Here is a 12,614-nt window from a genome sequence, read left to right as displayed (position 1 = left end):
TCATACATGAGGTAGATCATGACTTTAGGCAAGTCGCTCCTCGCCGCTCTGCTGGCGGGAACGATCGGTTTCACGCCGGCACCGGCACCGGTATCACCGGCACCGTACCAGCAGGCGAACGGGGTGACCCTGATCACCGGTGACCGGGTGGTGGTCACGGGTCAGGGGCATCGGGTCGAGCCGGGGCCCGGCAGGCAGGTTGACTTCTCCAGCCAGGTGCGCAGGGGCCACCTGTATGTGATTCCGTCCGACGCCGCGCCCTTGCTCGCCCAGGGCGTGCTGGACCCGCGGTTGTTCGATGTCACCCAGCTCCTGGCCTGGGGGTACGGCGACGCCGGCACTCCCGACATTCCCGTCATCGAACAGGGCATCACCACGTCACTGGGTTCCGCGCGGGTGCGGCGGTTATCCAGTCTGGGCATGAGCGCGGCACGTGTGTCCAAGGCGAACGCCGCGCAGACTTGGCGGACTCTCACCGGAGCCCGCACCCTGGCCGCGGGCCGTACCAAGGTGTGGCTGGACGGCCGCAGGAGCTTCTCGCTGGACGAGAGCGTCAAGCAGATCGGCGCGCCGCAGGCGTGGCAGCAGGGCATCACGGGCAAGGGCGTCACGGTCGCGGTCCTCGACTCCGGCTACGATCCCAACCATCCGGACCTGAAGGACGCGGTCGTACGGGAGGGGAACTTCAGTGACGAACCGGACATGAGCGACAACAACGGCCACGGCACCCACGTCGCCTCGATCGTGGCGGGCAGAGGCGAGAAGTACCGGGGCGTGGCCCCGGAGGCGAGCCTGGCCATCGGGAAGGTGGGCGGAGCTGCGGGCCTGACCGAATCTGAGGCCCTTGCCGGTATGGAGTGGGCCGCCGTCGAGGTGAAGGCCAAGATCGTCAACATGAGCTTCGGCGGTCCCGACGGCCCCGGGCTGGATCCGCTGGAGCAGGCGGTCAACACGCTGTCGGAACAGACCGGCACACTGTTCGTCGCGGCGGCGGGAAACGACGGCATCGAGGCCAGTGTGCTCAGTCCCGGTAGCGCCGAGGCAGCACTCACTGTGGGCGCTGTGGACAAGCAGGGCCGGATGGCCCGGTTCTCCAGCCAGGGGCCGCGCGTGAGCGACCACGCGATCAAACCCGACGTGACCGCGCCCGGGGTCGACATCACGGCCGCCGCCGTCGGGGGCGGCTACCGGGTGATGAGCGGCACCTCGATGGCCGCTCCGCACGTGGCGGGAGCGGCGGCGATCCTGGCCCAGCGCCACCCGGACTGGACCGGCGCGCAGCTCAAGTCCGCGCTGATCGGCAGCGCCGCCCCGGTCAAGGACGCGACGCTCTACCAGCAGGGCGCCGGCACGATCGACCTGGTACGCGCGCTGCGCCAGCAGATCATGCCCAAGCAGGCCAACGTGTGGGCGGCCTTCCCCTGGAACGGCACCGGCGGCCGGACGGCGACCAGGACGATCACCTACGCCAACGCGGGCGACGCACCGGTCACCCTCGAGCTGTCGGCGGACAGTGAGGTGCTGAAACTGCCGTCCGACCAGGTCACTGTCCCGGCCAAGGGCGAGGCGTCGGTCACGCTCGCCATCGACGCGAGCAGGCAGGCCCCGGGTGACTACCCAGGAACGGTCACCGCCAGGTCGGGCGAGACGGTGATCCGCACGCTGGCCGGCGCGTACGTCGAGCAGGAGTCCTACGACGTCACCATCACCGTCGTCGGCAGGCAGGGCCTGCCGGTGAACCCCCAGGAGGGAGAGGTCTACGACGCCGAGACCGGGGCCCTCCACGCGCTGTCCTTCCAGGAGGGGAAGGCTACGGTACGACTGCCCAAAGGCGACTGGAACCTCTATACCAGCACCAGCGAGAAGATCGACGGGCAGCCTGTGCTGACGATCGCCGACTCCCCGCTGAAGGTTGACGGCAGCGACCAGCGGTTCACCGTGGACACGCGTCAGGGCAAGCCGACGAAAACCACCATCGACGATCCGAGCGCCCAACTCCAGCGCGTTCTCTCCCTCGGGCTGGACCACGGCGCGTGGGGCCTCTGGACCCACGTGTTCGGCCTTGACGCCAACTCCCAGGTCTTCGTCATTCCCGCCGTGTCACCAGGTCTGACCTACACCCTGGCGACCACGTGGCTCAGCAAGGACGTCTCGCCCAGCCCGTACGTCTACACCCTGGTCGACCGGCGCAGCGGCGGTCTTCCGGACGATCCCACCTACCACGCCGAGCAGAAGGAGCTGGCCGAGGTCACCGCGACCAACCGGGCCTCCGGAGCGGCTGCCACGGGCGCTTTCCTGGTCGGGCTGCATGTCGGCGGTTCGCTGGGAGCCTTCCCGGTATCGTCGGTCGGCGGCATCGCGCTGCCCGGCCGGCTCGTCCACTATCGGACCCCTGGTCTGGTCTTCGAGAGCGCCCTCGAGGTCGGCACCGCGCTGACCTCCGACGGCGGCAAGCTCATGAAGCGAGGTCACACCAGCGAAGTGTGGAACGCCGCCGTCACCGGGCCGTCGTTCCTGCTGCCGGCCGGCCACCGTACCGGCGACAGCCTGACCTTCGCCGGGACGGGGATGTTCGCCGACGGGCAGCCGGGCAGGACCGGCTCGGACGCCGCCGCCAACGGCACTGCCACTTTCGCTGAGGACGGCAAGGTGCTGGCCACCGCCGACCTCGCCAACTGCGACGCCCACCAGCCGCAGAGCTGCGAACTGCGCGCCAACCTGCCCGCCGGATCCGGCACCTACACGCTGACGGCGTCGATGCGCCGGCAGGCCACGCTCTCCACGGAGGTGAAATCGGTCTGGACGTTCCCATCCGCTACCACGGCCGAGGAACAGCCGCTGCCCCTGATGGCCGTCCGCTACAGCCCCGAGGGCCTGGACGACTTCAACCGTGCCAGGCCGGGCAGCACGACCCGCATGCCTGTGTGGGTTGAGCGCAACCCCGGCTCCCCGAAGGCGGGGGTGAAATCGATCCGGCTGGAGATGTCCGCCGACGACGGCGCCACCTGGCGTGGTGTCCCAGTCACCCGCACCGGCTCGGGCTGGACCGCCATGCTGACGAACCCTCCCGCGGCCGGATTCGTCTCCCTCCGCGCGACGGTCACCGATTCCGCCGGCGACGGGGTGACCCAGACGATCACCCGCGCGTACGCCGTCGGCTGATCCGCAACGGTGAGGGCGCCCCGAGGCGGCCTCACCGTTCCGGCAAGCCGCGAGAAGGCCCTGACCAGCCAGATCGAACAGACTCAAGCCTAGATCGAGGAGTTGGCCAGTCGCCTGCGGGAACTCGATCAAGATCTCGATCACCTCCGGATCGCCCGCAAGACCCTGCGCGTCCTTGCCGCCGAGCCCGATCCGGCACCGGTGCCGGATCGGCTCCCGTGGTCCCTGATCGCCCCGTCTACCAGCAGATTCTCACCCTCGTGACCGGCATCGGCCAGCCCACGCGAGCACGTGACCTCTGCCTGCCCCTGGACCTGCCCCTGGAGCGTGAGAACATCGAGAACACCCGCGCCAAGCTCAAACGCCTGGTCAGCCTCGGCATTCCCGCGGAGACCGAGCCGGGATTGTTCACTCAGCCGCGCCCGTAGCCCGGCAACGAGCCCGTGACCAGCTCTCCTCCCGCAGCGCAAGCGACCAAAGGGACATTAACTCGCGAACCGCCTTCTCGCGACTGTACTTCTCCGGATGTCCGCAAAGGGTTCCAAACGCCTGTAACAACTTCACCGCCCGGGATCCCAGCGCTTCGCAACCTCTGTGGCTTGTTTGTTGCCCAGCGTGTGAGTGCTGGGGGAAATCGGTGAAGGGCCTCTTGGTCGGCAAGGGTCAGACGGGGACCTTCGCCCTGCAACGGACGAAACTCCCGAGGATCATTGATAGCTCGGTGAACGGTTTCACAGGACGAACGGGGACAGGTGATGAAGTGCCTTGTCTGCCGCGTCTACCACCGCGGTCGCGGCCGGGAGGTCATCGCGGACGCTGTCCTCGTCGATCCAGGTCGTCGTAGTCGGATACTCGCTCTCGTGTCGGGTCGTACGGATGCGATCAACCGGCCGGAGGATCGCTCCCATGGAAGCGCCGAACTGCGCACGGGCGGCATGCTGCACCGCCACATGGCCACCGGTTGTCGTCGCCCGCAGGCCCTGGATCTGGAGAAGCGCCGCCAAGGACTTGCGGACCGCGTCATGCAGGGCCGCGTATGCGAGATACGGATCTGTGCGGGCAAGTGCTTCAGCGCTGACCAGGTGCTGCCGGGCGGTCGAGAGCATCCGCTCGGCGAGTTCGGCATTCGCGACGACCTGGGTGAGTTCGCGTCGTTGAAGCATGCCGATGATCTCGTCTCTCCCGCGCGCCCAACTCGTCATTCGCCATCTCCTGGGGGGATCGGTACAGGCACCTGCGGGCGGTTGTGCAGCTCGCGGATGAACCCGTCCTCGTTGGCTTCCCACCGGGCGCGAGTGATGACCACCGTGTTGACCTCGCGTGCGAGTCTGGACCTTGCGCGGGCGGTGGCCTCGTGGAGATCGTCGCGATCGGGACGGCCGATGACGAGAAGGTCGATGTCGACCGGGGCGGGGCCGGGCTCCCCGCGCATGCGTGCCGCCCACGAGCCGAAGACAGCGGCTTCCTCGATCCCGTTGAGGTGGGACAGCTCTTCGGCGAGGACTTGAGCGGGACCCAGGATGATGGTGACCAGGTCGCGCAGCGGCCCGTAGAAGGGGGCCGTCTGGTTGGCCCGGACCAGTTTGGTGCGTCCCACGTGACGCGAACTGAGGACGCCGGCTTGTTCGAGCCGGGACACCTCGCGGGCCATGGTGCCGCTGTCGGTCCCGGCGGCCTCGGCCAGCTCGCCGACGGAGTTCTCCGCATCGCCGACGTACGTGTGCGTCAGCACGGCGCAGGTGATCCGAGAGCGGAAGATCGGGAAGACAGACGGCGGTGGTTGCTGCATGCCTGGATCCTTCGTCAGGGGCATGCGTGACTGGCTGATCACGCTAAGTATAGTGCTGTCAAAAAGCCAGGATATTCTGACTCTTTGCCAGATTACCTGGTCGATGGCTTCGAATCCGCTCAACCACTGGGGTTAGGCCCGAGAAACCCTGGACTATCCAGCCCAAGTTGCCGGCAGGAGTCGGCGCTCATGCGGAGCAGTTCCCTCGCCGGGACCGGCCTTCTACTGGTGGCTGCCAGGTCGGCATGGGCCTCGTCGGACCACAGGAAAGGGTAGAAGGCGATCCCGTGAGCCGGGGGCAACGCGCGAATCTCGGCTCGCCACCCAGGCCAGCGCAGGCCGCCATAGAACTGCTCCAGGCGACCGGTCAACAGCCAGGTCAGCCACGTGCCGTACCCCATCTCCAGTGCTTGCCACTCCAGGGATTCCGGAGCGAAGTAGATCACTTGCCCAGGGGTGCCCGGCCGCCCGGCTTCCGCCGCATCGTGCCCGTTCAGCGCGAAGACGCCGCCGAGGACGTCCTGTCCCACGATCAGTCCGTTGGCGGGGCGCCATTCCGGGTCAAAGGCGGCAGGAAAACGATTCACCTGGGCCAGGCCAGGCAGCGCATCAGCACCAGTCATCGTCGAGCCGCCGAACACCCGCAGCCATCCTCCGTCCAAGATCAACCCACCGGAGTGCAGAGCCAGCGCACCGAGATACGACTCCACGCTGACCTGAAGCTGTAACAAGCAGGAACGACCTTGCTCAGGATCGCCGGGAAGCACCTTCAGCGGCACGGATGTGGTTGCGAACTCCTTCTGCAACACCGGCCACGCCGGATCGTCCCCGTGGATCAGTTCACTGAGCTCCCGCATCCGCACATCGTCGCACCGCTCGAAGCACAGGGGGCCAACCTGACCTCACCGTAACCAATAATTGCTCTACGTGTGCTTAGGTGGACCTTTGACAGTTTGTGTGCCGGAGTGGGGTTAAAGGGTGTCAAGGTACGGTTGGCGTCACACGGTGTTCGCGCCTGTGGTGGGCTTGCTGCTCTCCGCGTTGCTGCTGATGGCCGGAGTGGTGGGAGCCCTGCTGGAGTCTGTGGGCGCGACCACGGCCCCGCCGGCCGCGGAGCTCGTGGTCACGCTTATTTTCGCGGTGTTCGTGACCACCGTGCTCAGGATCGCCAGGGCCGTACCGGACATCCGGCGGGAGAGTGCCGCGACGGCGCGGGCCGTGGCGAACGTCCAGGCGGTGAAGCCGACCGAGGACACGCTGGTGGGGCGGCGGCTCAAGCTGTTCAAGGAGGCGGCCGAGGCCGGGAACGACTGCGAAGCGGTGCTGAGCGCCCGGTCCGCGCTGGACGACAGTGAGATGGCCAACAAGCACCACCTGGACCACGCGCTCATCTGGGCGCTGCCGGTGTTCGGATTCATCGGCACCGCCCTGACGATGGCCGCGATGGTCAGCGCGTTCTCGAACGCCCTGGACAGCCAGGGCGACCCCGGCGTACTGATCACCGCGCTCAAGCAGCACGTACTGCCCGAGCTGGCGTCCGCGTTCGGCGTCACCCTGATCGCGCTGTTCCTGAGCGTGCTCGCGTTCGGTGCGATGGCCCTGACCGAACGGGCGGAGCGGGCCAGTGTGGTGGCCGCCGATGAGGTGTTCCTCATCTATATCGCGCGCCTGCCCGCGAAGCAGGCGGCTCCCGCCATGCACGGGCTCACCCAGGAACTGGCCCAGTCCAGAGGCAGGACCGAAGAGCTCGTCAAAGGCCTGGACGCGCTGCGCACCGCGGTGGAACGGCTGAGCGCCGCCGAGAGCCGGCCGCAGAAGTACACCCTGGTGAGGGAGAAGTGAGGAAGCGACCCGTCCGATCGTTCGCACCGCCGCTCGACCTGCGCTTCATCGACCTGTTCATGGCCATCGTCCTGGCACTGTCCTTCGTGGCGATCATGCTGACCGTCGTGGCTCGGATGCTGCCGACGGACGTCGCCTCGCCGCCCGCGCGGCAGGAGAAGAGCGTGGCCCAGCTCAAGAAGCAACTCGACGCCGCCGTGGTGGCCAGGCAGAAGGCCGAGGCCGAGCTCCGCACCACACAGGCGCAGATCGCCGAGCAGACCGCCTTCGCTCTGCCCTGGTGGCTGATCGGGTTCTGCGCTCTGCTCGGTGTGCTCACCGTGTTCATGACCTGGCGGATCCGGCTGTGGAACAACGGGAATCTGCCGCGGCTGCGGAGTTGGCTGATGGTCACCGTGGTGGTGGCCGCGGTCACGGTGGTGATCAGGTCGCTGAGCGACGGTGACGGCTATCTGCTGCTCGCCGAGATCCCCTGGTGGGCGGCCGATGCCCTCTGTCTTGGGCTGTTGCTGGTCGCGTATGTGCTGATCTCCGACATCCGGGCCAGCCACGCCACACTCGGCGAGATCAGGGTGCGGTCTGTCGGGTCACCATCGGCTTCGCCTCCCAGCGCTTCGCGTTAGTGGGTGGAAGGGGCTTGATCAGCGAGGGGATAGTCGCCACGCTGCGGTAGCTTCGATGTCCGGTCAGGCGCCGGGCCGAAGGTATGCGAATGACCATCACTTTCCGTGTTCGTAGTGTAACAATGAGCGTCATGCCATCCCCCCACATGACACCCTCGTCAAGCTGTTCTCCTACCGCCCTCAACTGGCGGTGGAGATCATGCGTGACTTCCTGGGGGTGAACCTGCCCGACACCCCGCTGGTCCGAGTGGAGAAGAGCACCTTCAACACCCGCCCTTCCGACGATATCGAGGCCGACCTGGTCGTCGTGCTGGGGCCACCACGGCCGCCCGCCCACGCGATCATCGTGGAGATCCAGCAGGACAAGTCCAAGGAACCCCGGCAGTTCGCCCGCTACGCCGCCGCCCTGTGGTTGATGCTGGGCTGCGACGTCTCGGTCCTGGTCATCTGCCCCAGCCGGATAGTGGCGGACTACTACGCGCAGCCGGTCGAGTCCGGGCTGACCGGCTATCGCCTGCGGCCCTGGGTGCTGGGGCCGGATAGCATCCCGGCCATCATCGACCCTCACGAGGCCGCCGCCCACCCGGAGCTCGCGGCCATGTCGGTCATGGTCCACGGCCACAACCGTAAGGTCGTCGAGGCGTTCGCCACCGCGCTGGCGGACGTGACCGATGAACACGCTCCGGATTACTTCGAATACGCTTACAGTATGTCCGCGCCCGAGATCCGCCGTCTGATGGAGGAGATCATGAAGTCCGCGTCCACCGAATGGCCGGTCTACAGCCCCTTCGCCCGCGAGCACTTCGGCCGCGGCAAGGCAGAGGGTCAAGCGGAAGAGGCTGGCAGGTCGGTGCTGCTCGTGCTGGCTGCCCGTGGCTTCAACGTTCCCGACGACATTCGCGACCGGATCACCACCTGCGCGGACCTTGCCCAACTCGAAACGTGGCTTGCCCGAGCGGCCACCACCCAGACCCTTCAAGGCTTGTTCGACGAAGTGGGCTGAGCGCGGGCCGCCTGGCAGGCGATGGGCTCGACCGCCTGCTCCGTACGGCAGTCTCTGGGGCATCGCCGCAAGTCCGAGACCAATCTAGCGCTTGGGCTAAGGGTCGTGTAATGATGTAATCATGGAAACTCTCTTTGAGCACGCAGGCGGCCAAGAAGGGCTCCACAGGTTCATCGACATCTTCTACGGAAGTCTCTTATCCGACCCACTACTCCAGCCATTGTTCGGCGAGGGACTTCCGCAACACGTGGCGCATCTGACGGCCTTCACCGCCGAGACCTTCGGCGGGCCCGACACTTTCTCCCTGGAAATGGGCGGGTTTTCGATGCTGATCGATGCGCATCGGGGGCTGAAGATCACGGAGGCGCAGCGTCGGCGGTTCGTCGAGCTGTACATGGCGGCCGCCGACCAGGCGGGGCTGCCCGACGACGTGCCTTTCCGGGAGGCGCTGCGGTCCCATGTGGAGTTCGGGTCGAAGGTGGCGATGCAGAACTCTCACGCCGAAACCGACGACCAGCTTCACCCGCTTCGGGAGGTTCCGCAGTGGGGGTGGTCCGAGCCGAGTCAGTAGTTTCGACTGTCGCCAGTTCTTCCGTCACCTGAGCGGTAGGTGAATAGCTCTCTTGAGAAGTCGTCGAAAGGGTGGCAGCCGCCCAGGACGGGGCCTGGGCGGGGGGTTTCCGCGCAACTGCGATCAGCGCAGAGCCCGTGGCCTTCGCCGCGAACCCTACCTGCGCTGTAGCAGCAGGGTGAATAACACGTTGGTGGCCGTGCTGAGCATGAACATGGTCACCGCGACGATCAGGTCATCGCGCTTCCGTGACAGCAGCCCGCCCTGCGAGCCTTCCGGAACGTTGATGATGACCGCCTGCGTGAGGCCGGCCCCGAGCCGCTTCCACAGGTACTTGATTCCCAGCCCGAGGGCCAGCGGAGCCATCGTGACCGGGAGCAGGCTCAACCACACCGGGCTCGAGGACGAGCCGAGGAAGCGGCTCGCGATCGCCGCGCCGACGATCGCCGCGACAGTTCCGACGGCCAGGCCGGGGATATGGGCGAACTGCGCCCAGGTGCGCTTTCTCTCCTTGCAGATCTCCCTGATCCGGGCTGCGTCGTTGGCCGTCTCGTCCACTCGGTAGCGGAGCAGCAGAGCCGTCGCCGAGGAGAGCGTCAAGTCCATGATCTTGTCCTTGGTCACGGGGTCGCGCCGGATCATCCTCACTATCTTCAGGCTCGGGGTCATCTTCGAACCGAGGTCGGCGATGTCCGCCGAGGAGGTGGATTCGTACACGACGTAGTTGGAGTCGGTCCAGATGCTGGAATAGGCCCCGGTCTGCTCGAATATCTTGGCGAGCTGCTCCAGTTGCTCGCGGTGGAGCTTTGTCGGCCCGAGATTCTCTTTCCTTGGCGTTCCAAGGCATCGGGAGGTGATGGCCACTAGGCTGCCTTTCGATCTTCGTAGTGGTACTGACCGGCTGTTCAGGCCCCCCAGGCGCCGACTCCGAAGCGGCCGAGTTGGTTAGCGCGCCTGTCCCGTTTTGTGGAAATCCACCCCTTGGTGGGGCGTATGTCCATCTCCTAGAATGGCATTCTGTCGATCATCTGCGTATGCGAACAAAATGGACGCCAAGGTAATGTGTGCATAGTTCGCCCATGTGCTTATAAAGCGTCATTCTTCACGGTTTAATGAAGTGACGCTTGATCCTAGCCGATGATCGCATATGTATCGCGTAATCTCTTCGCGTTTGCGGGAGAGGAAGTCGGCTGGGTGGTTATGTCCTCTGGGGTGCCAGGTGTGACATGGATGGCGAGGGTGGGCTTTATTCACATTGATGTTCGGGAATGCCCTTTCCCGCTTCTTTGTGATCGAAAGATTGCCTATTGATCTCAGCCGCCGGGCCACCCTCCGTCTTGAGGGGTCCTGTCGCCGTGACGCCGTCTGGTGCCAGGCACCCCCGCGACGACCAAAATTTTGCGTACTCAGAAAACTTGCCTAGTCCGCAAAATTCTGTAGCCTGGGAGCCATGACCGGGCTACGCGAACGCAAGAAGCAGGCGACCCGCGACGCTCTGATGACAGCCGCGCTCCAGCTCGCTCTGGAGCGTGGTCTCGACAACGTGCGGGTCGAGGACATCGCCGAGGCGGCCGGAGTGTCACCGCGGACGTTCAACAACTACTTCTCCAGCAAGTACGAGGCGCTCGCCGCCCGCCACACCGACCGGACCAGGCATTCGGCACAGGTGCTGCGCGACAGGCCGCCGGGCGAGCCGCTGTGGGAGGCGCTGACGCGGGCCATGCTGGCGCCGTGGGAGGGCGCGGGCCGCACCACGCTGCCGCCCGGCCCCGAGGTGCGGGAGCCCCTGCGGTTGCTGACCAGTGCGCCCGCCATGGAGGGGGAGTCGCTGCGGCTGCTCTTCTCCGCCGACGGCGAGCTGGCCGCGGCCGTCGCCGAGCGCACCGGGACCGACCCCGAACGCGACTTCTACCCGCAGCTGGTCGCCACGGCGGTGATCGTGGCCACGCAGGCCGCCGTCCGCCACTGGCTGCGCGCCGAGCCCGCCGTGCCGCTCCTGCCCCTGATCGAAGAGGCGCTGCGGCAACTCGCCGCCGGCCTCCCCGACCCGTCCGCACAGCCCGGTCGATCCACACAGCCCGACCCGACGACGCAAGGACAAGGAGAGCCCCAATGACCGCGGATGTTGTCATCGCCGGTGGTGGCCCCAACGGGCTGATGCTGGCCTGTGAGCTGGCCCTGGCCGGAGTACGGCCGATCGTGCTGGAGCGTCTGCCGGAGCGGAGTCAGGCGCCCAAGGCCAACGGCATCGTCGGGCAGGTCGTCAGGTTGCTCGACCAGCGCGGCCTCTACCGTCGCTTCCTGGGTGTCACGGAGCCGCCGCGGCCGATCCCGATGTTCCTGTTCGGCGCGCTGCCGCTCGACCTGGCCGGGATCGAGGGCAACACGATGTACGCCATGGGCGTCAAGCAGGCCCGCCTGGAGGAGCTGTTCGAGGAGCGGGCCCGCGAGCTGGGTGTCGAGATCAGGCGTGGGCGGGAGCTGACCGCGTTCACCCAGGACGAGGAGGGCATGACGCTCGAACTGGACGGCGGCGAGCAGCTGCGCACCCGCTACCTGGTCGGCTGCGACGGCGCCCACAGCACGGTCAGGAAGCAGGCGGGCATCGGCTTCCCCGGCGTGAACTCGGCCGCCGTCACCTCGCGTGCCGCCCACGTCGTCTTACCGACCGCGACGATCCGGATGGACCGTGCCGAGCTCGACCTGCCCGGTGTGGGCACGATGGGTCTCTACGCCTGGCATTGCACCGAGCGTGGCGCGTACGCCCTGCTGCCGATGAGCTCCGAGGTTCTGACGATCAGTTCCGTCGAGTGGGGCGGCGACGATCCCGGGGAGGAGGTCGAGATGACGCTCGGCGAGCTGCGCGAGAGCCTGGCCAGGGTGGTGGGGGCCGACATCCCGATGGCCGCCCCGCCGGGCCCGGGGCCGCACCTGCTGCGCCGCCAATCCGGGCGCAACACCCGGGTGGCCGACCGCTTCCGCGCGGGCCGGGTGCTGCTGGCCGGGGACGCCGCCCACGTGCACGCGGCCATCGGCGCACCGGGGCTGAACCTGGGCCTCCAGGACGCGGCGAACCTCGGCTGGAAGCTGGCGGCCACGGTGCGCGGCACGGCGTCGCCCGGCCTGCTCGACAGCTACGAGCGGGAGCGCCACCTGGCCGCCGAACGGGTGACCATGCACAGCAAGGCCCAGCTCGCGCTCATGTCGCCGGGGCCGGAGGTGACGGCGCTGCGCGAGGTGTTCGGCGAGCTCCTTCAGGACAAGAGCGCCCGTAGCCGGATATCTGCACTCATGTCGGGTGCCGATGTCGCCTATCCCACGGCCGCCAACGCGCACCCGCTGACCGGCCGATTCGTCCCGGACCTTGAGCTGGAGCCGGTGTCCCTCGCCACGCTCATGCGGACGGGCCGGCCGCTGCTGCTCAACCTCGCCGGAGGTCCGCTTCGGGCGGACACGTGGGGCGACCGGATCGACGTGGTCACGGCCAAGTGCGTGGCGCCGCCCGCCGACGCGCTGCTGATCCGCCCGGACGGGTACGTGGCCTGGGCGGGCACCCCGGACGACTCGCTGGACGAGGCCGTCAGAACCTGGTTCGGTTAACCTGATCCGGACTCTAGGAGGGCT

12 protein-coding genes are annotated in these 12,614 nt (G+C 67.2%); 8 read left to right on the top strand and 4 right to left on the bottom strand.

Annotated features, from left to right (window positions below; genetic code table 11):
• The first annotated feature begins 18 nt into the window (after positions 1-18).
• Positions 19-3,162 (top strand): S8 family serine peptidase, encoded by a 3,144-nt coding sequence (locus ACGFNP_RS26890; RefSeq protein WP_393323393.1) that lies wholly within the window; start codon positions 19-21, stop codon positions 3,160-3,162.
• 218 nt (positions 3,163-3,380) lie between these two features.
• Positions 3,381-3,590, top strand: coding sequence for a hypothetical protein (locus tag ACGFNP_RS26885; protein WP_393323390.1), 210 nt, complete (start codon positions 3,381-3,383; stop codon positions 3,588-3,590).
• 303 nt (positions 3,591-3,893) lie between these two features.
• On the opposite strand, the gene ACGFNP_RS26880 is transcribed toward ACGFNP_RS26885, so the two are convergent.
• From ACGFNP_RS26880 to ACGFNP_RS26870, 3 genes are all read right to left on the bottom strand, one after another.
• On the bottom strand, positions 3,894-4,364 hold the full coding sequence (locus ACGFNP_RS26880) for a hypothetical protein (RefSeq protein WP_358331122.1): 471 nt from the start codon (positions 4,362-4,364) through the stop codon (positions 3,894-3,896).
• Positions 4,361-4,951, bottom strand: a complete 591-nt coding sequence (locus ACGFNP_RS26875; protein ID WP_393323387.1) for a nucleotidyltransferase domain-containing protein — start codon at positions 4,949-4,951, stop codon at positions 4,361-4,363. Before ACGFNP_RS26875 ends, ACGFNP_RS26880 begins: the two co-directional genes overlap by 4 nt.
• Positions 4,952-5,070: 119 nt before the next feature.
• The gene (locus ACGFNP_RS26870) at positions 5,071-5,808 is read right to left on the bottom strand and encodes a DUF2625 family protein (RefSeq protein WP_393323384.1); all 738 of its coding nucleotides are present in this window, start codon (positions 5,806-5,808) and stop codon (positions 5,071-5,073) included.
• A 148-nt stretch (positions 5,809-5,956) separates the two neighbouring features.
• On the opposite strand from ACGFNP_RS26870, the gene ACGFNP_RS26865 reads away from it, so the two are divergent.
• The 4 genes from ACGFNP_RS26865 (at position 5,957) to ACGFNP_RS26850 (ending at position 8,990) form a co-directional block, all read left to right on the top strand.
• Positions 5,957-6,793 carry a hypothetical protein gene (locus ACGFNP_RS26865; protein WP_358331113.1) on the top strand — a complete coding sequence of 279 codons (837 nt, stop codon included), beginning with the start codon at positions 5,957-5,959 and terminating at the stop codon, positions 6,791-6,793.
• The gene (locus tag ACGFNP_RS26860; protein WP_358331110.1) at positions 6,790-7,416 is read left to right on the top strand and encodes a hypothetical protein; all 627 of its coding nucleotides are present in this window, start codon (positions 6,790-6,792) and stop codon (positions 7,414-7,416) included. The genes ACGFNP_RS26865 and ACGFNP_RS26860 overlap by 4 nt, the downstream gene beginning before the upstream one ends.
• Positions 7,417-7,633: 217 nt before the next feature.
• Positions 7,634-8,419, top strand: coding sequence for a hypothetical protein (locus ACGFNP_RS26855; RefSeq protein WP_393323379.1), 786 nt, complete (start codon positions 7,634-7,636; stop codon positions 8,417-8,419).
• 121 nt (positions 8,420-8,540) lie between these two features.
• The gene (locus ACGFNP_RS26850) at positions 8,541-8,990 is read left to right on the top strand and encodes a group II truncated hemoglobin (RefSeq protein ID WP_358331104.1); all 450 of its coding nucleotides are present in this window, start codon (positions 8,541-8,543) and stop codon (positions 8,988-8,990) included.
• 156 nt (positions 8,991-9,146) lie between these two features.
• Here the strand turns inward: ACGFNP_RS26850 and ACGFNP_RS26845 are convergent, their stop codons facing one another.
• Positions 9,147-9,854, bottom strand: coding sequence for a hypothetical protein (locus ACGFNP_RS26845; RefSeq protein ID WP_358331102.1), 708 nt, complete (start codon positions 9,852-9,854; stop codon positions 9,147-9,149).
• A 586-nt stretch (positions 9,855-10,440) separates the two neighbouring features.
• Here ACGFNP_RS26845 and ACGFNP_RS26840 point away from each other — a divergent pair.
• Positions 10,441-11,106 carry a TetR family transcriptional regulator gene (locus tag ACGFNP_RS26840; protein WP_358331099.1) on the top strand — a complete coding sequence of 222 codons (666 nt, stop codon included), beginning with the start codon at positions 10,441-10,443 and terminating at the stop codon, positions 11,104-11,106.
• Positions 11,103-12,590, top strand: a complete 1,488-nt coding sequence (locus ACGFNP_RS26835) for an FAD-dependent monooxygenase (protein WP_393323374.1) — start codon at positions 11,103-11,105, stop codon at positions 12,588-12,590. Before ACGFNP_RS26840 ends, ACGFNP_RS26835 begins: the two co-directional genes overlap by 4 nt.
• Positions 12,591-12,614 lie beyond the last annotated feature (24 nt).

This window comes from Nonomuraea sp. NPDC049269 (assembly GCF_043197155.1).
Taxonomy (GTDB): domain Bacteria; phylum Actinomycetota; class Actinomycetes; order Streptosporangiales; family Streptosporangiaceae; genus Nonomuraea.
Note: the sequence above shows the minus strand (reverse complement) of the source record. Positions and strands in the feature narration are given on the sequence as shown.